Annotated in this window: 18 protein-coding genes; 14 read left to right on the top strand and 4 right to left on the bottom strand. The window is 73.7% G+C overall.

Annotation, left to right across the window (positions count from 1 at the left end):
* Nucleotides 1–13: 13 nt before the first annotated feature.
* From ACH4OA_RS30630 to ACH4OA_RS30615, 4 genes are all read right to left on the bottom strand, one after another.
* Complete coding sequence (locus ACH4OA_RS30630; RefSeq protein ID WP_397972506.1) at nt 14–607, bottom strand: SRPBCC family protein; 594 nt, start codon at nt 605–607, stop codon at nt 14–16.
* Between the two features lie 498 nt (nt 608–1105).
* Nucleotides 1106–2308 (bottom strand): peptidoglycan-binding protein, encoded by a 1203-nt coding sequence (locus ACH4OA_RS30625; RefSeq protein WP_397972503.1) that lies wholly within the window; start codon nt 2306–2308, stop codon nt 1106–1108.
* 290 nt (nt 2309–2598) lie between these two features.
* Nucleotides 2599–3327 (bottom strand): BTAD domain-containing putative transcriptional regulator, encoded by a 729-nt coding sequence (locus ACH4OA_RS30620; RefSeq protein ID WP_397972501.1) that lies wholly within the window; start codon nt 3325–3327, stop codon nt 2599–2601.
* A gap of 172 nt (nt 3328–3499) precedes the next feature.
* Nucleotides 3500–3697 (bottom strand): hypothetical protein, encoded by a 198-nt coding sequence (locus ACH4OA_RS30615; RefSeq protein WP_397942692.1) that lies wholly within the window; start codon nt 3695–3697, stop codon nt 3500–3502.
* Between the two features lie 186 nt (nt 3698–3883).
* Here ACH4OA_RS30615 and ACH4OA_RS30610 point away from each other — a divergent pair, with 186 nt between their 5' ends.
* From ACH4OA_RS30610 to ACH4OA_RS30545, 14 genes are read left to right on the top strand one after another with little or no spacing between them, the layout of a single operon-like run.
* The gene (locus ACH4OA_RS30610; protein ID WP_397942694.1) at nt 3884–4462 is read left to right on the top strand and encodes a DUF4255 domain-containing protein; all 579 of its coding nucleotides are present in this window, start codon (nt 3884–3886) and stop codon (nt 4460–4462) included.
* The gene (locus ACH4OA_RS30605) at nt 4459–5187 is read left to right on the top strand and encodes a carboxypeptidase-like regulatory domain-containing protein (protein ID WP_397972498.1); all 729 of its coding nucleotides are present in this window, start codon (nt 4459–4461) and stop codon (nt 5185–5187) included. Before ACH4OA_RS30610 ends, ACH4OA_RS30605 begins: the two co-directional genes overlap by 4 nt.
* Before the next feature lie 12 nt (nt 5188–5199).
* Nucleotides 5200–7464, top strand: coding sequence for a phage tail sheath family protein (locus ACH4OA_RS30600; protein ID WP_397972495.1), 2265 nt, complete (start codon nt 5200–5202; stop codon nt 7462–7464).
* A 31-nt stretch (nt 7465–7495) separates the two neighbouring features.
* Nucleotides 7496–7951, top strand: coding sequence for a phage tail protein (locus ACH4OA_RS30595; protein ID WP_365876955.1), 456 nt, complete (start codon nt 7496–7498; stop codon nt 7949–7951).
* Between the two features lies 1 nt (nt 7952).
* A complete protein-coding gene (locus tag ACH4OA_RS30590; RefSeq protein WP_397972493.1) occupies nt 7953–9476 on the top strand; it encodes a phage tail sheath family protein in 1524 nt (507 codons plus the stop codon).
* Nucleotides 9473–9991, top strand: coding sequence for a phage tail protein (locus ACH4OA_RS30585; protein WP_397948712.1), 519 nt, complete (start codon nt 9473–9475; stop codon nt 9989–9991). The genes ACH4OA_RS30590 and ACH4OA_RS30585 overlap by 4 nt, the downstream gene beginning before the upstream one ends.
* Nucleotides 9988–10182 (top strand): putative phage tail protein, encoded by a 195-nt coding sequence (locus ACH4OA_RS30580; protein WP_397948714.1) that lies wholly within the window; start codon nt 9988–9990, stop codon nt 10180–10182. The genes ACH4OA_RS30585 and ACH4OA_RS30580 overlap by 4 nt, the downstream gene beginning before the upstream one ends.
* A complete protein-coding gene (locus ACH4OA_RS30575; RefSeq protein ID WP_397942706.1) occupies nt 10179–10850 on the top strand; it encodes a LysM peptidoglycan-binding domain-containing protein in 672 nt (223 codons plus the stop codon). Before ACH4OA_RS30580 ends, ACH4OA_RS30575 begins: the two co-directional genes overlap by 4 nt.
* Before the next feature lie 10 nt (nt 10851–10860).
* Complete coding sequence (locus tag ACH4OA_RS30570) at nt 10861–12042, top strand: phage late control D family protein (protein WP_397942707.1); 1182 nt, start codon at nt 10861–10863, stop codon at nt 12040–12042.
* Nucleotides 12039–12740, top strand: a complete 702-nt coding sequence (locus ACH4OA_RS30565; protein ID WP_397942708.1) for a phage baseplate assembly protein V — start codon at nt 12039–12041, stop codon at nt 12738–12740. The genes ACH4OA_RS30570 and ACH4OA_RS30565 overlap by 4 nt, the downstream gene beginning before the upstream one ends.
* Nucleotides 12737–13159 (top strand): GPW/gp25 family protein, encoded by a 423-nt coding sequence (locus tag ACH4OA_RS30560; RefSeq protein ID WP_397942710.1) that lies wholly within the window; start codon nt 12737–12739, stop codon nt 13157–13159. The genes ACH4OA_RS30565 and ACH4OA_RS30560 overlap by 4 nt, the downstream gene beginning before the upstream one ends.
* Nucleotides 13156–15096: a putative baseplate assembly protein gene (locus ACH4OA_RS30555; RefSeq protein WP_397972490.1), complete on the top strand. Its 1941-nt coding sequence runs from the start codon at nt 13156–13158 to the stop codon at nt 15094–15096. Before ACH4OA_RS30560 ends, ACH4OA_RS30555 begins: the two co-directional genes overlap by 4 nt.
* Entirely contained in the window at nt 15093–17126 is a 2034-nt protein-coding gene (locus ACH4OA_RS30550) for a putative baseplate assembly protein (protein WP_397972489.1), read from the top strand. Before ACH4OA_RS30555 ends, ACH4OA_RS30550 begins: the two co-directional genes overlap by 4 nt.
* Nucleotides 17123–19093, top strand: a complete 1971-nt coding sequence (locus ACH4OA_RS30545) for a phage tail protein (RefSeq protein WP_397972486.1) — start codon at nt 17123–17125, stop codon at nt 19091–19093. Before ACH4OA_RS30550 ends, ACH4OA_RS30545 begins: the two co-directional genes overlap by 4 nt.
* Nucleotides 19094–19095 lie beyond the last annotated feature (2 nt).

Here is a 19095-nt window from a genome sequence, read left to right as displayed (position 1 = left end):
GCGGGCGGGCGGGTCAGCCGACGGGCCACTGGGCGACACGGCTCCTGGGCGGTTCCGGGGTGTCGTGCTGGACGCGGCCGTTGCGGATGGTGCCGCGCCAGGCGCCGCCCTCCTGGCCGAGCCCTTCGATGAAGTGCTGGAAGTCGACCAGTTCGGCGCGCACCAGCCGGGCGGTCAGTCCCCTGATCCCGGGGGAGCGGGTGAGGATCTTCGCGGCCCCGTGCGGTCGCAGGAGCATCCGGACCGTGATCGCGGTGCCGCCGGACCCCGTGGGCCTGAACTCGGCCTCGCCCTCGTGCGTGGGGTGCTGCTCAAGGCCACGCCAGGCCAGATAGGCGTCGGGGTCCTGCTCCACGATCTCGACCAGGAAACGGTGGCGCAGCAGGCCGTAGCCGATGGTCCACGCGGTGACGGTGGGCCTGATCTGCTCGACGTCACGCACCACGGCCGAGAAGCGCGGGAACGTCTTGAACTGCGTCCACTGGTTGTAGGCCGTCCGGACCGGCACCGCGACCTCGACCGTCTCCTCGACGTGCCACTCACGCAGCGGACGGCGGCGGGTGACACCGTCGCCGTCGGTGCGCCCGTCGTCCTCTTCGTGCGCCATCGTGGTCCTTCTTCCGGTGAGCAAGCCGGGCGTCCGGGCACCCGTCCGCCCCTCATGGGTCAGGGCACCACTTCCGGTTCCCCGATCCCGGGTTTTGAGTCACCCGACCGCACCGGCGTCCCTGCGCGCGGATCCGACCGCGAAAGGAGCGCCGGACCCGAGGCACCGAAAGGAGCGCCGCTCACGGGCTTCTCCCGTTGCCCGGCGGGCACCTCCAGCTTCACCCCTGGACAGGGCCGCCCGCCACTCACCGCTCCCCGGCAGGCGGCCGCGCCCCGGGGCACCGGTCCGCCCCGCCGGCCTGGGGACGTACCCCGGCGGCGTCAGCGGTCCTGGGAGCGTACGACAGGCTCGGCGCGCGTGCATCCGGCGTGGACCGAGGTCGCCGTGCAGGCGAGATGGATCTTGCTGCTCAGGCCACCTCGGTCGCGTCCGGGTCCGGGGCTGCGGAGCCCCCTCCTCCCGCCCCGGACGACCGTCGAATCGACCGATAGGTGTTCAGGCCGTCGCCGTGAAGCCGTGCCGGGCTGCCAGGCGTTTCAGGGAGGCGATGCCGGGGATGCCGTCGGCGGCGTCGCCGGTGTAGGCGCCGCCGGCCTTGCTGCGCTGCCAGGCCGCGTACGCGGAGACCGTCTTGGAGCCGAAGGAGCCATCGGCGTACCCGCGCGGGAGGAGACCCTCGGCGACGAGGGCGTTCTCGACGGTGCGGACCTCGGCCGGGTAGGTGGTGTGCCCGTCCCGGGCCGGCACGTCCTTCTTCGCGGCGGCGACCAGGTGGGCGACGCTGACCTTCGGCCTGGCCGGCTTCGGCGGGATGGGACGGGCCTGGTACAGCACCTTGGCGGTGTCGATCGCCCCCGGATCGCCGTGGTCGTTGCCCGGGACGTCGACATGCCCGAAGTGGCCGCCCTCCGACCGCCAGACGGACCGCGAGCGGGACTTGCCCGGCCCCGGGTACGCCGCGGGACGTCCCGCCGGGAACACGTCCGGCACGCCCCAGGAGCGGACGGCGGCCAGGATCCTCTGCCAGCCCGGCTTCTTCGCCGGATCCCAGCCGGTGGTCCACGGGGTGCGGGCGCGCCCGAGGACCTCGATCTGGACGCAGACCCTGCCCTCGCGATTGGTCCGCCGGGCGCCGTCGTTGCGCAGGGCCCGGGCGCTCAGGTGCAGCGGTCCGAACTGGCCCACCCGGTCGGTCACCGGGCAGTAGATCAGCTGCGGCTCGGAGGCCACACGGATCAGGTACGACCCGGCGCTCTCCAGATATCTGCCCCCGGCCGGGCACTCCGTGGTGTGGTGCACGACCCGGGGCGGATTGCCGGGAGTGTCCATCGCCCCGCCGATGACGCCGTCGCCGAGCCGGATCGCGCCGGAGATCCATCGGGTGCCGGCGCGCCCGCGCACACGCTCGCCGGCCATGGACGGGTCGTCGGTGGTGGGGTGGCCGCCCACGGTACGGGGCTTCTGGTCCGGGTCGCGCATGACGAACGGCTCGGCGTCCACCGGCTCGTACCAGTCGAGGTCGCCGTCCTCGCGCAGCACGAAGACCGAGCCGGGGCGCCGCGGGTGCCGGGCGGCGGAGCACGGTGCGGTCTCGACGGCGGCTATGGCGAGTGCCTCGTCGACGTGCGCCTGGCTCACCTCGCCGCAGTAGGTGACGGACTGGTCGGGGTGGACGACGGCAGCGTGGAAGGCGGTCATGGCGCTCCTCGTGAGGCGTGGAGTGTGTGGAGTGTGCGTGTGCGCGGTGTGCGGAGGGCGTCGAGGTGTCCGTGCGGCACATGGCGGCAGGGCAGGTCGGGGGAGGGGGGAGGAGGCCGCCGCCCGGTCCGTTCCTCGGTGGGGTCGCGTGGCCGCGGCACGATGCGCTCGGGGACGGCGTGGGCCTCGTGGTGCCGGAGGGGCGTCGGAGGCCGAGGGCGCACACCGCCTGGCCGTACGGGCGGAACGGAGGCGTCCGCCCGTACGGGACGGCCGGGAGGCCCCGGGGGCTAGCCGCTGTAGGGATCCGGCCGTGACTGCTCGCCGTGCTCGCCGCGCAGCGGCACGAGGTCACGCAGCGAAGTAGAGGGTTCCAGCCCCAATTCCTCCCGCAGGATGCGGCGGCAGAGTTCGAATTGGCGCAGTGCCGCACCCCTGTTGCCGGCCGCTAAATGCGCCTTCATAAGTACCTGATGGGCACTTTCCCGTAACGGTTCGGTACGTACGGCGGCCAGTCCCGCGGCGACGGCTTCGCCGTAGCGACGGGCCGACGTCAGCCGCTCGGTCATCGCTTCCAGGGCGTAAAGCCGGAGCTGACGGTATTGCTCCTGCTCGATCATCATCCAGTCGTTATCCGGCCATTCCGGCAGGAGATCCGCCGACAGGTCCGTCAGCGTCTGCAGAGTGAGGATGTCGTCGCACGGGCATGACCTGTCGAGCAGCCGGTGTGCGCGAGTCATCGCCTCGTGCAGGTCGACGACGATGTGCTGGGAGAGGGCCAGTTCGCGCGCGGTCGCGTCGATGACGGGGTGACCCGTGCGCGCCGCTCGCCACAGAGACGATCTCAGGTTCGCGTTGGCGCGCGACGCCGTGACATCCGGCCAGAGAATTCCGGCCACGTAGGTACGGGATCGCGGCATCCCCTGCAGAGCCAGGAATGCGAGGAGCCGTTGAGTGCTGGAACAAACCGGAATACGTGCTTGATCGACCACGAGTGTGAAGCCCTTGAGCAGCCTCAAGGTAATAAAGTGTGATTGTCCGTTCATCGACGCCCCCCGGTACCGATGTCGGCGGGTGATCTTCGTTCGGCTCGTCGGCTTGTCATAGCCATATTACGGGCGAGTTATGGCCGCCGGGTCGAGAATTAGCAGGACGGCGTCACCGCAGGATCAACGGAACGTCGCCGGAACGTCACCGTTCCCGTTCCAGCAGCTCATCGAGCCAGGTCCGCAGTGCCAGGAAGACGTCGGCGGTCTGGTCCGCCGCCGTGGGCGGCTGCTGCTCCCCGTCGACGATCCGGATGATGCGCGCGCGGAAGCCGTCCGACCTGTCGCCTTCCACCCACACCCGCAGGATGAGGACGCCGGACCGCTGTGAAGGGGTCTCCATGGGAGACCGAGTGTTCCCCACGAGTGTCACCCCGACGTCGTCCGTCCGTGTCCGGCGGCGTTACGGCACCCGGCGAGGACGCGCGGGTGACGCCGGTGCGACGGGCGAGTCGCGGACGGATCACGGGGGAGTCCCCATCGTTGCGGCAGACAGGGGCGCCACGTCCGGGCCAAGGGGGGTGTTCGCATGGGTGACTTCGGTGTGATCGCCGATGTCTCGTCGGTCGTCGTCGGCTCGCTGACGCGGGCCCTGCGCGGGTTGAGCCGGGTGGAACCGCCGATCGCGGAACTGAACGACCTGTCCGAGACGGTGCAGACACCGCCCCCCAAACTCACGGTGTTCCTCTACGAGATCGCCGAGGACCCCACCTCGCGCAACCGCCCGCCGGTGCGCTCCCAGCCGCCCGAACCGCCGGCCACCCGCAAACCGCCGATGGCGCTGCTGCTGCGGTACCTGATCACTCCCTGGGGCGGCGACCAGGCGACCCAGCACCGGATGCTCGGACGCGCTCTGCAGACCTTCTACGACGACGCGATCCTGGACGGCCCGCAGCTCACCGGTGGCCTGGCCGGCAGCGTCGACTCGCTGCACCTCACCCTGACACCGCTGACCCTCGACCAGAAGTCCTGGGTCTGGTACGCGATCCAGAAGCCGTACCGGCTCTCACTGAACTACGAGGTCCGCGTCGTCAACCTGGACTCCGCCGTCCAGACGGCGGTGCGGCCAGTGCGGAGCCGGACCCTGGAGGGGCCGGCGACGCCATGAGCGCCTTCCTGCCCCTCGCCCGGTCGACGCTCTACAGCCCCGTCTGGCTGGTGCCGTTCGACGACCACGCACGGCGGGTGCGTGCCGCGGGCGTGGACGTGCGCCTCGAACGGCTCGACGACGCCGACGGCTGGCTGCCGCTGGACGACCGGGCGGTGCGCACACCCAGCGGATCCCTCGCCTTTCCGGGGCTCGGCAGGCGGGCGGAGCCGTGGACGGCCCGGCCGGAGCGCCACCGGGCCCTCTTCGCGGCCGCCGGCTACCAGCCGCTGTACCCGGCCGACGGCCACCCGTTCTCGGCCGGCCTCGTCGGCGTCGAGTTCCTGGTCCACCCGTATGACGACACCCACCCGCCCGCCGCGGAGGTCTCGCCGCGGCTGGTCCGGCTGCTGCCGTCGGTCTCCTTTCCCTACCCGCCCGCAACGCGCACGGTCCACGGCGTCGTCGTCGACGCTGCCGGCGGGGCGCCGGTCGCGAACGCGCTCGTCGAGGCCCGGGGGCGCACCGGCCAGGACCTGACACCGTGGCACGAACGCACGCTCTCCGACGCCCGGGGAGCCTTCCGGCTCGCCCTGCGCTGGGAGGGCGAGAGAGCCGTCGAGCACGCGGTCGAGGAGACATTCCGCCTGGAGGCCGTCGAGCGGCCGGGCCGGACCGGGTCGCTCCTCGTACATCTGCCCCAGGGCGCGGAGCGGCAGCACGTCATCGAGATCCGTGAGCAGTGAGGAGCCCATTCCATGGCCGAGTATCTGAGCCCCGGGGTCTACATCGAGGAGATCGACGCGGGGCCGCGGCCGATCGCGGGGGTGAGCACCAGCACCGCCGGGATGGTCGGGGTCACCGCTCGCGGGCCGTACACCGGCAAGCCCAAACTCGTCACGAACTTCCTGGAGTTCCAGAACACCTTCGGCGGCTTCCTGCCCGAGCCGGAGGCGTCCGTGCGGGACGCGTGGGCGAACAACCCCTCGGAAGGCGGCCGTTGGTGGTTGTTCCCGCTGGCCGTCAAGGGATTCTTCGACAACGGCGGCCAGCGCCTCTACATCAAGCGGGTCGTCGGCGCCGGGGCGAAGCCCGCCTCGGGCGTCCTCCGGCAGGGCCTGGTGAGCCCGCTCGTCACCGATGCCGCGCGCGGCGCGACCAGCCTGCAACTGGGCCACCTGGTCGGCTTCACCGGCGTCGGACAGCAGATCCAGGTCTTCCGCGGCGACGACCAGCAGGCCGTCCACACCACCACGGTCTCCGGCTACGACATGTCCAGGCGCCGGATCACACTGAGCGCCCCTCTGCCCGCCGAGGTCAGGACGGCCCGGGGCGACTACGTCCAGGTCGGGGAGCGCGGTACCGAGCAGACACTGCGGCTGTCAGCCAACAGCCCCGGGACATGGGGATCGGGCGTCCAGGTCCGGGTCCAGCCACTGGTCGGCGCGGCGCTGCCGGTCCTGCCCGACCCGCAGGAGGGCACGCTGTTCGTCACCCGGCTCGTCGCGGACGCGGCCGCCGACAGCGGGGCGGTCGAGGTGGCCGCGGCGCCCGGGCTCGACCCGGACGACCTGCCCGCCGACGTCTGGGCCCAGATCGGCTCCGAACGGTACCAGGCCGTGGTCGGCCGGCCCGCGGACGGCAAGGTCACCCTGACCCTCCCGGCGGGCACCGGTCACCCGGCGTGGGAGGCCGGCCTCACCGTGCGCCGGGTGCGCCGGGGCAGCCTGGAGGCGGGGCCGGCCCTCAGGATCGGTGGTGCGAGCAGGCTGTACGAGGGAGCGGTCGTCCAACTCGACGACGGCACCACCCTGACCGCCGTGACCGTCCGGACGGTCACCGGCGACGCCGTCACCTTCGACCGCGACGTACCGGGGACGTTCTTCGAGACCGACCGGATCCATCTGGTCGAGGCCGAGGTCAGCACCCGGTTCACCGACCCGGGCGGCGCCACCGTCACCGAGACCTTCCCGGGGCTCCGGCTCACCGGCGACACCCCGTCGAACCTGGTGACCGCCCTGGCCGTCCGGTCGCGACTGGTGCGGGCCACCGCGCTGCCGGGCCTGTCCACCGACCCCGCGAAGTTCCCGGTGCCCGCGACCGGCTCCTGGCTGTCCCTGGCGGACGGCGACGACGCGTACGAGTCCCTGAGCCCCGCCGACTTCGTCGGCGCCGACGGCGGCAGCGGACGGCGCACGGGAATCGTCGCGCTGGAGGACATCGACGAGGTCGCGGTCTGCGCGGTGCCCGGCATGTGGTCCGGCACGGTCGCATCGAGCCTGGTCACGCACTGCGAACTGCTCAAGGACCGGTTCGCGATCCTCGACCCGCGCGACGGCCTCGACCTCGAGGGGATCCAGGCGTTCCGCGAGCCGTTCGACACCAAGTACGCGGCGCTGTACTACCCGTGGCTGGTCACCCGCGACCCGTCCGCCAACCGCGATGTCGAGGTGCCGCCGTCGGGCCACATGGCCGGCATCTACGCCCGGGTGGACGTGGAGCGGGGCGTGCACAAGGCACCCGCCAACGTGGTCGTCCGGGGCATCCGGCAGACCGACGGTTTCGCCCAGGACATCACCAGGCGCCACCAGGACCTGCTGAACCCCAAGGGGATCAACGCGCTGCGGTTCTTCCCGGGCCTGGGCCACCGGGTGTGGGGCGCGCGCACGCTCTCCTCGGACACCTCGTGGAAGTACGTCAACGTCCGGCGGCTCTTCCTCTTCCTGGAGGAGTCGATCGACGAGGGCACCCAGTGGGTGGTCTTCGAGCCCAACGACGAGTCGCTGTGGGCCCTGGTCCGCCAGACCGTCACCAACTTCCTCAGCACGGTGTGGCGCAGCGGCGCGCTCGCCGGGACCACCGCCGACGAGGCGTTCTTCGTCGCGTGTGACCGCACCACGATGACCGAGGACGACCTGGCCAACGGCCGTCTCATCTGCGTCGTCGGCGTCGCGCCGGTCTTCCCCGCCGAGTTCGTGATCTTCCGGATCCAGCAGAAGACCCGCGAGACCCAGCTCGCCTGAGCATCCGACCGAGGACCGAGGAGGGGCCACCATGCCGCCTGTGACCAGGGACGATCCATACGCGTCCTACAACTTCCAGATCATCGTGACCAACGTCAGCGACGACGGCGTCGCGGTGAGCGGGTCCTTCACCGAGGCCAGCGGCCTGGAACTGGAGATCCCGCCGATCGAGTACCGCAACGGGAGCGAGGACATCACCGTCCGCAAGATCCCGGGGCTCAAGAAGTACACCAACCTCACCTTCAAGCGCGGCATCACCGGCCATGCCGGCTTCTGGAACTGGGTGGTCGAGGCGCTCAACGGCAAGGTGCGGCGCACCTCCGGCTCGATCGTGCTCCTCGACGAGAACCGCCAGGAGGCCATGCGCTGGAACTTCGACCGCGGCTGGCCGACCAAGTACACCGGTCCGACCCTGAGCGCCACCAAGAACGAGATCGCCATGGAGACCCTCGTCCTCGCGGTCGAGAAGCTGGAGATCGACGCCTGACATGGCCAGTGAAGCGCTTCCCGGCGTGTCCCTGACGCTCGCGCCGCGCGGGTCCGGGGCGGAGCCGCTGCGCACCGACGTGGCGGCGTTCCTCGGCCGGTTCGGCCGGGGACCGGTCGGTGCGCCGGTGCGGGTGGAGAGCTGGAACGACGTCATGGGTGCCTTCGGACCCCCCGCGAGCCCGCCGGGCGGGGCGGCCCCGCGGGACGGCGCCTTCGCCACCCCGTACGCGCTGCGCGGCTTCTTCGAGAACGGCGGCCGCACGGCCTGGGTGCTGCGCGTGTCGGGGCCGGCCACCACGGCCCGGACCCGGTGGACGGTCGGTCCGCTGAGCGGGTTCCCCGCCACGCGCTACCGGGTGGCGGCCACCAGCCCGGGCGCCTGGGCCAACGGCGCGCGACTCGCCATCCGCTACCAGGCCAGCACGGTCGCCGGACCGCCGACGGTGAGCGTACGGGTCACCGTGCCGGGCGAGTCACCCGAGGTGTTCCCCGGCCTGCCGCTCCTCGAGGCGGTGGACCGGCTGTCCGCCTCCCGCTTCGTCCGGCTGCTCCCGGACGGACCCCCGCCCCCGCCCGGCCGGCCCGGTCCGATCTCGACGTCCTGGGACCTGACACTCACCGGCGGCACCGAGTCCCCGCCGACCCGCGCCGAGTACGAGGACGCCGTGGCCGTACAGGCCGAACTCGCGGAACCGGCGCTGGTGGCGCTGCCGGACCTCGGCACCGACCTGTCCGGAACCGCACACACCGACGTGGTGCTCGAACTGCTGCGAAGCGTGGCCCCGTTGCACGACCGGCTGGCCGTCCTGGACGTACCGCGCCGGCTGTCCTCGGTGGACGAGGTGGTGGACTGGGTGGGATCGCTCACGGCGACGGGCGACGACCGGCTCCTCGACTGCGCGGCCGTCTACCACCCGGCGCTGCGCGTCCCCGACCGGCACGGGCTGCGCACCGTCCCCGCCTCCGGGCACGTCCTGGGCGTCATCGCCCGCCTGGACGGCGAGCGCGGAGCGCACCACACGCCGGCCAACGCCGTGATCCTGGAGGCGGTCGACCTGGCGGACGACTTCCCCGAGCCGCAGCAGGCCCGGCTGTTCGACGCGGGCGTCGACCTGGTGCGGTGCACCCGCGGGCGGGGTCTGACGGTGTGGGGCGGACGCACCCTGTCCGCCGACGCCCGCAGCCGCTACGTCGCCCACCGCCGCCTCGTGCACCTCCTGGTGCGCGCCGTCCGCCGGGTGGCGGGCCCGCTGGTGTTCGACGTCAACTCCCCGGAGCTGCGGCTGACGCTGGTGCGGGCCGTCACCTCGGTGCTGCTGTCCGCCTTCCGGGCCGGGGCGCTCGCCGGGGCGCGGCCCGAGCAGGCGTTCCGGGTGGTGTGCGACGGCACCGACAACCCGCCCGGACAGGACCCGGGAGAACTCGTCTGCGAGATCGAGGCCGCCCCGGCCGTCCCCATGGAGTTCATCCGGCTGCGTCTGGTGCTCGGCCAGGACCGAGGCCTGGAGGTGATCGAGGCATGATGCAGGATCCGCTACCGAAGTACCGGTTCCTGGTCACCCTGGACCCCGGCGATGCCTACCTGCCCCCCGCGCAGGCGCTGCTGCTGCCGCTGGTCGCGTCCGGCGCCTTCCAGGAAGTCACGGGTCTCGGCGCGCAGTTGGAGGTGACGAGCTATGCGGAGGGCGGGCGCAACGACTCGGTGCACCAGCTTCCGCTGCGCCACTCGTGGAACCGGATCACCCTCAAGCGGGGCGTGGTACGCGACGCGGGCCTGTGGGCCTGGTACCAGGCCGGGCTCGGCGACTCGCTGGGCGCCCGCCGCGACGGCGCGGTGATCGTCCTCGGCCCGGACGGGGTGCCCGGCGCGGCTTGGGCGTTCCACGGCGGTCTCGCCGCCAAGTGGACCGGCCCGGATCTGCACGCGGAGCAGAACGCGGTCGCCGTCGAGTCGCTGGAGATCGCCCACGAAGGACTGGTCAAGGTCCTGCCGGACGCCGCGGCGAGCGGCTTGTCACAACTGAACCCAGGGAGGTGACCGTCGTGCCGAAGGTGACCATTCACCAGCTCGAAGTCCGGTTCCAGGTGGACGGCGACGACGGCGCCGTGTTCACCCGCCTGTTCAACCAGCACATCCAGGCCTGGTCGAAGCTGTACGAGGACGCCTGCGCCCGCGCCGCCCACACCGCGGCCGAACGCCGCTTCGGTGACGGGGAGGGCCAGTCATGAGCGTGACACCCGTGTCCTTCGCCCGGCAGGGCGCGGCCCAGGCCCGGCTGGAGATCGTCCGGCCGGTGATCGCCGACGAGCGGCGGCGGCGGATCCCGCTGCGGTTCAACCCCACCGACTACAAGCTGAGCAAGAGCAACACCTTCGCCGAGATCACCATCCCGGGCCTGGAGACCCCTCCGCTGCAGTACGTGCGCGGCGGCACGGAGACCCTCACCGTCCAGGCGCTCGTCGACACCTCCGACACCCTGGAGAACGTACGCAGGACCTATGTCGACGCCCTGCGCAACCTGCTGCGGCCGGACAGTCGCGAACACGCCCCGCCCGTCGTGCGGTTCGTGTGGGACGAGGAGGTCTTCACCGGCGTCGTGGAGAAGCTGGACGTCAGCTACCAGATGTTCCGTCCGGACGGCGTACCGCTGCGGGCGGTGCTGGACCTCTCGCTCAAGGAGTACCGCACCGCCGCCGTGCAGGTCGCCGCCACGCCGCGCTCCTCGCCCACGGTGGAGAAGAGCTATGTGGTGCGCCGCGGCGACACACTCAGCTCCATCTCCCACGCGCTGTACCGGCGGCCCGACGCCTGGCGGGAGCTGGCGCGCGCCAACGGCATCACCGACCCCCGGGACCTGCGGCCGGGCCGGGTGCTGACCGTGCCCCGGCTGCCGTGAGGAGCGCGCGATGAGCACCCCCACCCCCGAGGCCGCCTCGCCCGACCGGTACGCGCCCGAGTTCGACGTGCGCATCGAGGGCCTGGAGATGGACCCGTCCACCAAGAACGACATCATCGACATCAAGGTGAACCGGGACATCGACGAGATGTCCGGCTTCGACCTGACCCTCAACAACTGGGACGACGCCGGCCTGCGGTTCAAGCACAGCGACTCGCCGGCCTTCCGGCTCGGCGGCCGGGTCTCGGTGCGGCTCGGCTACGCCGACCAGCTGCTCACCGTCGCCACCGGGACCATCTCCACGCTCAGCCCGAAGTTCACCGACAGCGCCTCGCCCACCGTGCAGGTCAGCGGAGTGGACGGGCTGCTGCGGCTCAAGGACCGCAAGCCCACCGAGAACGAGACCAAGATCTACCGCAACCAGCCCGACTGGCGGATCGCCGAGCAGATCGCCCAGCGCAACCACCTGCGGGCCGAGGTCACCCGGGAGGGACCCACCCACGACCTGGTGGTGCAGAAGAACCAGGACGACGCGACGTTCCTCCTGGAGCGGGCCAAGCGGCTGGACTTCGACTGCTACATCCTGCCGGACCCCACAACGGGCGAGGACACGCTCTACTTCATCAGACCGACCGACGGCCGCGACGGACGCCCCGTCCGGGTGTACCGGCTGGCCTACGCGCCCGGGCTGACCACCGACTCCACCGCCCAGCCCGAGGGGCTGATCCCCAACCTGCTGGAGTTCACCCCGACGCTGACCGTCTCCCAGCAGGTCAGCAAGGTCACCGTGCGCGGCTGGGACCCCCGCACCAAACAGCCCATCGCGTTCACCGCGACCGCGGACAACCTGCCGGCCGGACAGAACAGCGCCGACGGGCAGAGCGGGCCGCAGGTCGCCGAGTCCACCCTCCAGGGCCGCCAGGACGTCCTGGTCGACGCGCCGGTCGGCAGCGACCAGGAGGCCCGGGAACTGGCGATCAGCCTGCTGCGGGAGCGGGCGTACGAGTTCATCACCGCCACCGGCAAGGTGGCGGGCCTGCCCGAACTGCGGCCCGGCGACAACCTGGAGATCCACGGCCTCGGGCGCCGCTTCTCCGGCATGTACTTCGTCAAACGCGTCGAGCACACGCTCAACACCAGTGGGTTCTTCACCCAGTTCACCGGACGGCGCATTTACCAGGGGGACCAGTGAGCATCAGGACCACACCGCGGGCCCGCAGCACCGACAAGCGGTACTACGGCGTCGCCTCGGCGATCGTCGTGGAGAACGACGGCGACGACGAGGCCCGGGTCAAGGTGAGGTTCCCCTGGTTCGACGACGTCACGGTCACCGACTGGATCCGCGTCAGCCAGCTCTACGCGGGCAACGGCTACGGCACGGTGTTCGTGCCCGAGAAGGGCGACGAGGTCCTGGTGGCCTTCGTACACGGGGACATGCGGTACCCGATCGTGCTCGGCGGCCTCTACAACGGCGAGGACAAGCCGCCGGCCGCCCGCGTCCAGGGCCGCGACCAGAAGACGATCCGGACCAGCCACGGGCACGAGGTGCTCTTCGACGACGCGGCGGACAAGGCCGCCGTGCGGATCACCTCGGCCGCCGGGCACGTGGTGGAGCTGGACGACCAGGGCAAGGCGATCCGGATCACCGCCGCCGAGGGCGGCAGCGTGACCGTGACCGCGCAGGGGGAGGTCACGCTCAAGGCGCCCAAGGTGACCGTCGACTCGCCCTCCATCGACCTCGGCGGCGGCGCCACCGAGCCCCTGGTGCTGGGCAACGCGCTGCTCCAGGCGTTCAACACCCACACCCACCCGTCCGCCGCCGGGCCCACCGGCCCGCCGGCCCCGCCGCTCACCCCCGCCGTACTGGCCAAGAAGGCGAGGACGGCATGAGCGAGTCATTCCTCGGCACCGGCTGGCGCTTCCCGATCCTGCCCGACGCCTCCGGCCGCCTCGGGTACGCCGTCGGCGAGGAGAGCATCGAGCACTGCCTGAGGGCACTGCTGCTCACCGGCACCGGCGAGCGGGTCATGCGGCCCGGACTCGGCACCCGCGCCCATGAGCTGGTGTTCGCGCCCGGCGGTGTGCAGAACCTGCGCGACCTGGAGAACTCGATCGCCGCCGCCGTCCGCGACCACGAACCGAGGGTGGAGCTGGACGAGGTCCGCGCCGAGGCCGACCCGGCCGACGAGGGGCGGATCACCGTCTCGGTCGTCTACCGCATCCGGCGCAGCAACACCAAGGCGAACCTGGTGTTCCCGTTCTACGCCGGGCTCACCGGCTCCGCCGGTACCCCGGGAGGGACGCCATGACCCTGCCCGCGCCCAAGCTGGACGACCTCACCTGGGCCGACATGATGGCGGCCATCCGCCGCCGCGTCCCCGCCGAGTCGGACGGCAACTGGACACTCCACGCGCCCGTCGACCCCGGTGTCACCCTGCTCGAACTCTTCGCCTACCTCCTCGAACAGCGGCTGTACTGGCTCGACCAGGTGCCCGACGCACTCGTGGTCGCCGTACTGCGCCTGCTCGGCCTGGACCCCCCGCACCCCGCCCGGCCCGCCGCCACCGTGCTGGGCGTCGCGGCCCGGCAGGCGGGCACCGCCGTCCCGGCCGTCCCCGCCGGGACCGAACTCACCCGCGACCCGGCGGGGCAGATCGTCTTCACCCTCGACGACGACGTGGCCGTCTTCCCGCTCGCCGAGGACGGCGAGGTCACCGTATGGACCGGCCGGGACCGCACGGCGGACCTGCGCGCCCGCCGCGGCGTCCCGCTGCTCGCGGCCGACGGGGCCCCCGCCGAGGCCCGGTTCACCCTGCCGCTCACCGGGGCGCACCTCGCGCCCGGCCCGCTCAGCCTGCTGTTCGAGCTGGACGCGCCCGCCGCGTCCGCGCCGGCCTGGCTGCCCGGGGCAGTCGCCGACGTACCGCCGCCCGCCGAGCTGACCTGGTCCTGGTACCGGCCCGGGACCGACGCCCGCGGTCCGTTCGAGAGCGTCGAGGACGGCACGGCCGGACTCAGGCGGTCCGGGATCGTGCGCCTCCACCCGCCCGCGGGCTGGACCACCCAGGACAGCGGGATCGTGGTGTCCACCCCGGCCGCCACCCACGCCGCCCCGCCGCGCCTGCTCCGGCTCGCCGTCAACGCGTCCGCCGCGCACCACCGCCGGCGGCGCACCGCGAGCGGCGACGAGCTCCGGGAGCAGACCGACGCCTGGCTCAAGCTGCCCGGGCAGCACCTCGCGCTGCCCGAGGCCGCCGAGCGCCTGCTGGAGGCGAGCCTGCGGCTCGGGGGACAGCGGTGGCGGGCCGTGCCCGACCTCACCTTCGGCGGGCCCGCCGACCGGGTCTTCGTACTGGACCGGACCGAGGGCGCGCTGGTGTTCGGCGACGGACTCACCGGCCGCATCCCCCACCCGTACCAGGAAGCGAGTGTCGAGTACGCGATCGGCGGCGGCCGGGACGGCAACGGCGGCATGACCGCGAACTGGGTACCGGCCGGGGACACGCCGGCGGCGATCACGGCCGCCAATCTGGTGCGCGCCGAGGGCGGCGCCGACGCGGAGACCGTCGCCGAGGCGCGGCAGCGCGCGGCCGCCTCCCTCGGCGAGGTGACCCGCGCGGTCACCGTGGACGACTTCACCACCCTGGCCCGCGCCACCCCGGGCGTCGCCGTCGCCCGCGCCCACGCCTCCCTGGGCGAGCACCCCGGCTTCCCCTGCACCCCGGTGCCCGGCGCCGTGACCGTGCACCTCGTCCCGGCGGTGCCGCGCGAGGACCCCGCCCGCGAGGACTTCGTGGCCGCGCCGCGGCCCGACCCGGGCATGCTGTGCGCCGTCGCCGCCCACCTGGAGCAGGGGCGGCTGCTCACCGCCGAGGTCTTCGTCCGCGCGCCCCGCTACCGCGACGTGGTGCTGCGGGCCGACCTGTCGGGCGACCCCGCCGACCGCGCCCGGGTGTCGGCCCGGCTCACCGAGGCGCTGCGCCGCTTCCTCGACCCGCTGGTCGGAGGCGACGACCAGGACGGCTGGCCGTTCGGACAGCCCCTGCGCCCCTCGGCGCTGCTGCGGGCCGCGCACCGCGCGCTGGGGGACCTCGCGGACGTCTTCGCCGTGGCGATCGGCCTGGACGGGGCCGACCCGGACGAGGACTGCCGGGAAGTGCCGCTCGGGCCCGGCGAACTACCCGTCCTGCGGGCGGTCCGCACGCGGATCGTGCCCGCCGCCGAACCGGGGGAGGGACTGGCATGACCGGCGACGTGTGGTGGGAGAAGGCCGCGCGGGAGCAGGAGGGACGGGTCGTGCCCGGCCCCGGGCCCACCGGCGTCCAGCCCGAGCTGACCGACGCCACCCGCGAGGCGGTCCGGGCCGCGGTACGCGGCCGAATCGCGGGCTACACCCCGGACTGGACCGACCCCGACCGGCAGGACGCCGGAGTCGCGCTCGTCCGCCTCTTCGGCACCCAGGCCGAGCCCGTGCTCACGCGCGTCAACCGGCTGCCCGAGAAGGTGCTGGCCGAACACCTGGCGGAGGCCGGGGTGCGGCGGCGCCCGGCCGGGGCGGCGACGGCCCTGCTGGAATTCACCGTGCACCCCCCGGACGGCACCTCCGTCCTGGTACCCGCCGGATTCCAGAGCGCGGCGTCCGGCCCCACCGGGCAGGTGGTGTACGAGACCGACCAGGACCTCCACGCCACCCCGGCCACCCTCGCCGCCCTCACCGTGCAGGAGGGCGGAACGCTGGAGACCCTGCCGCTGGGACCGGCCGGACCCAGCCGCTCCTTCGCGCCGTTCGGCCGGGACCCGGAGCCCGGCAACGGCCTGTGGATCGGGCTCGCCGGGACGGCCGCCCCCTACCCGCGGCTCTCGCTGGGCTTCGTGGTCCTCGCCGCCCCGCCCGCGCCCGCCGGCTCCGGCGGCCCGGAACCCCTGTCGCCCGCGCCCCTGCTGCGCTGGGACGTGCTCGACGGCACCCGGCTGGTCCCCGCCGAGCTAATGCGCGACTCGACGGCCGGGTTCCGGGCGAGCGGGACCGTCGAACTGCGGGTGCCGCGCTCATGGGCGCCGGGCAGCCCGCCCGGCACCCGGCCGAGGCCCCCGCTGCGCTGGCTGCGGCTGCGGATCGCGCACGGCGCCTTCGGCGGGCCCGCGCCGGTGCTGTCGGGGCTGCGGCTGAACATGGTCGCCGCCACGGCCGCCCGCACCATCAGGGACGAGCCGCTGCAGCCGATCGAGGACGCCGGGGCCGGCGGCCGGCGCCGTATGAGGCTCAGCCAACTGCCCGTCCTGACCGGCTCCTTGGTCATCGAGGTCGACGACGATCCCGGCGCCGACCTGTTCGGCACCACGGCCGGCGCGGCCTCCCGCTGGCGGGAGGTGGAGAGCCTGGCCGGCCACGGCGCCGACGACCGGGTCTTCACCGTCGACCACGAGAGCGGCGAGGTGACCTTCGGCGACGGAGTGCACGGCGCGGCCGTACCGCCCGGATTCCGCAACGTCCGCGCCGTGCGCTACCGCGTGGGCGGCGGCAGCGCCGGAGCCGTGCGCGCGGGCGCAATCGGCTCGGTGGTGACCGCCCTGCCGTACGTCATCGGCGTCAACAACCCCTTCCCGGCCTCCGGCGGCACGGATGCCGAGCCCGACGCCGACGCGGTCCGCCGGGGGGTGGGCGAACTGCGGGCCCGGGGCCGGGCCGTGGCCCCGGCCGACTACGGCCTGCTGGCCACCCGCGCGCCCGGCGCTTCGGTGGCCCGCGCCCACGGCGTGCCCGGCCTGCACCCCGACTACGCCGGGGTGCCGATCCCCGGCGTCGTGGGGGTCCTCGTCGTGCCGCCGGGCGACGACGGCGGAGAGCCGCCCGTGCCCACCGCCGCGACGCTGCGGGCCGTCGCCGGCTACCTGACCCGCGAGGCCGCCCCCGCCGGGGTCACCGTGGTCGCCGCGCCCGTGGCCTACCGCCGGGTCGCCGTCGAGTCATGGGTCGCCCTCGACCCGGACCTCGACCGCGCCGCGGTCCTGACCAGGGCGGGCGACGCGGTGCGCGGCTATCTGGACCCCCTGCGCGGCGGGGAGGACGGCGCGGGCTGGCCGTTCGGCGGCGTGCTGCGGCACACCGCGCTGGTCCGCCGCCTCCTCGCGGTCGACGGGGTGCTGGCCGTCGCCCGGCTCTCGCTCACCGTCGACGGAGTGCGGCTGCCGCCCTGCACCGACCACGCGCCCGGGCCGCACGACCTCGTCTGGCCGGAGCGCCCGCTGCTGATCCCGGTAGGAGACCGGCCATGACGTGCGCACCGCACCCCGCGACCTTCCGCCTCCTGGACGGGTACACCGGCTGGGACGAGACCCCCGCCGGAAGCGAGCCGGACACCGGCGGCATCGTCCGGTTCGGCGAACCGGCCGGACTCCGGCTCGCCTACCGCGGCGGCGCGCCGGAGGGACCCACCAGGCAACAGCTCCTGCCGTGGTTTCCCGACCCGCGCCTGGCCCCGGCCTGCGGTCCATGCGGCTGGTACCTGCTGGTCCCCGGCGAGCGGCGGCTGCTCCGCCGCGACCCGTGCGGCGGCGCCTTCGGCCCGGTATGGCCGCCCGGGTGCGAACCGGACCCGCTGCGCGGGCCGGTCTCCGTCGCCGCGCGCGGACACCGCCTCGTCGTGGTGGAGTCCCACCGGGTGCTCGTGTGGCGCCGCGACGGCGCCCAGCTCGCCGGGGTGATCCGGGTGCCCGGGCCCGTCCTCGCCGCGCCGGGGCCCGGCGACGACGTGCTCCTCGCCACCCGGGGCAGCACGGACCTGCGCCGGTTCGACTCGGCCGGCGGACGCAGAGGGGTACTGCGTACCGGGGTGCGGGGCGAGATCGTCGGCCTGCGCGTCGGGGACGACCGGACGGTCTGGCTGCTCACCGACGACGGCGTCCGGGTGCGGATCCACCGGGGCGGGCACGGCCGGCCCTTCCGGACCGTCACCGCGGACGAACTGGCCGGGGCGCTTTCGCCGTCCACGCTCACCTCGGCGGACGAGGACGGGTTCTGCCTGGAGGAGAAGGGCCCCGACGGGCCCGCGGCCCACTGCCACACCTGGCAGGGCCTGCCCCGAGACCCCCTGCCGCCGCGCACCGACACCTACCTGACCAGCGGCTCGTACCTCACGACCCTGATCGACAGCGGGCAGTCGCGCTGCCGCTGGCACCGGGTGCGCGTCGACGCCGAGGTGCCCTCCGGGACCTCGGTCTCCGTCGCGATCGTGGTGACGGAGGACGGCCGCTACGAGCAGAGCGACTGGCAGGCATCGGCCCCCGGGGCCACGGACTTCCTGGTCGACCAGCCGCCCGGCCGCTTCCTGCGGCTGCGGCTGCGCCTGACGGGCGACGGCGGCGCGACCCCGGTCGTGCACCGGATCCGGCTGGACTTCCCCCGGGTCACCAGCGCCGACCTGCTGCCGCCCGCCTTCCGCCAGGACCCCGCGGCCGACGACTTCACCGAGCGCTTCCTGTCGCTGTTCGACGCCACGCTCGCCGATGTGGACCGGGTCGTCGAGCGGTATCCGGCGCTCCTCGACCCGGCCGGCGTACCGGACCGGGTGCTGCCGTGGCTCGCCGGACTGCTCGGTCTGTCCTTCGAGGCGGGCTGGGACGCGCCGACCCGGCGCGCGCTGCTCGCCGCGGTCCCCGAGCTGTACCGGCGCCGGGGCACGCCCTGGGCGCTGCGGGAAGCGGTGCGCATCGTGTTCGGGGTGGTCCCGGTCGTCGACGAGCTGGCCGGGGACCGCCGTTGGGCGCACCTGCGCGCGGCCGTCGGGTGCCCGCCGGGGCAGAGTCAAGGGCTCGGCAGCGTACGGCTGTTCGGCCGCTCGGCAAGCCGCTTCCGGATCGGCGGCTCGGAACTCGGTGCCGCGCCGCTGCGCGCGTTCGGGACGCCCGACAGCGATCCGCTGACCGCGCACGCGCACCGGTTCCGGGTGCTGCTGCCCGCCGGATCGGCGGACGTGCGGGCGCTGCGACGGCTGGTGGAGCGCCAGGCGCCCGCGCACACGGTGGGTGCGGTACGGACGGGGGGCGCCGGCTTCGTGGTCGGCTCCCGGTCCACGGTCGGCGTGGACACCGCGTTCGTCCCGCTGCCGCCGCCCGTGCTCGGCGGTGCCGGCCCGCTGCGGCTGAACCGCGACGCGGTGCTCAGGCCGGGACCCGCAGGATCGCGCCGAGGGGTGGGCGTGGGAGTCGTCTCCGCCGTCGGTGTGCATACGCGAATGTCGTGAGA

This window comes from Streptomyces sp. NPDC017095, from assembly GCF_044332325.1.
Classification (GTDB): Bacteria; Actinomycetota; Actinomycetes; order Streptomycetales; family Streptomycetaceae; genus Streptomyces.
The sequence above is the reverse complement of the archived record's forward strand: the minus strand, read 5'-3'. Positions and strand labels throughout refer to the sequence as shown.

Coding starts and splice junctions, on each gene's coding strand:
- ACH4OA_RS30545 (WP_397972486.1), top strand. CDS start 17,123: ATGACGTGCGCACCGCACCCCGCGACCTTCCGCCTCCTGGACGGGTAC.
- ACH4OA_RS30610 (WP_397942694.1), top strand. CDS start 3,884: ATGGGTGACTTCGGTGTGATCGCCGATGTCTCGTCGGTCGTCGTCGGC.
- ACH4OA_RS30595 (WP_365876955.1), top strand. CDS start 7,496: ATGCCGCCTGTGACCAGGGACGATCCATACGCGTCCTACAACTTCCAG.
- ACH4OA_RS30585 (WP_397948712.1), top strand. CDS start 9,473: ATGATGCAGGATCCGCTACCGAAGTACCGGTTCCTGGTCACCCTGGAC.
- ACH4OA_RS30555 (WP_397972490.1), top strand. CDS start 13,156: ATGACCCTGCCCGCGCCCAAGCTGGACGACCTCACCTGGGCCGACATG.
- ACH4OA_RS30615 (WP_397942692.1), bottom strand. CDS start 3,697: ATGGAGACCCCTTCACAGCGGTCCGGCGTCCTCATCCTGCGGGTGTGG.
- ACH4OA_RS30625 (WP_397972503.1), bottom strand. CDS start 2,308: ATGACCGCCTTCCACGCTGCCGTCGTCCACCCCGACCAGTCCGTCACC.
- ACH4OA_RS30600 (WP_397972495.1), top strand. CDS start 5,200: ATGGCCGAGTATCTGAGCCCCGGGGTCTACATCGAGGAGATCGACGCG.
- ACH4OA_RS30560 (WP_397942710.1), top strand. CDS start 12,737: ATGAGCGAGTCATTCCTCGGCACCGGCTGGCGCTTCCCGATCCTGCCC.
- ACH4OA_RS30590 (WP_397972493.1), top strand. CDS start 7,953: ATGGCCAGTGAAGCGCTTCCCGGCGTGTCCCTGACGCTCGCGCCGCGC.
- ACH4OA_RS30570 (WP_397942707.1), top strand. CDS start 10,861: ATGAGCACCCCCACCCCCGAGGCCGCCTCGCCCGACCGGTACGCGCCC.
- ACH4OA_RS30550 (WP_397972489.1), top strand. CDS start 15,093: ATGACCGGCGACGTGTGGTGGGAGAAGGCCGCGCGGGAGCAGGAGGGA.
- ACH4OA_RS30630 (WP_397972506.1), bottom strand. CDS start 607: ATGGCGCACGAAGAGGACGACGGGCGCACCGACGGCGACGGTGTCACC.
- ACH4OA_RS30605 (WP_397972498.1), top strand. CDS start 4,459: ATGAGCGCCTTCCTGCCCCTCGCCCGGTCGACGCTCTACAGCCCCGTC.
- ACH4OA_RS30575 (WP_397942706.1), top strand. CDS start 10,179: ATGAGCGTGACACCCGTGTCCTTCGCCCGGCAGGGCGCGGCCCAGGCC.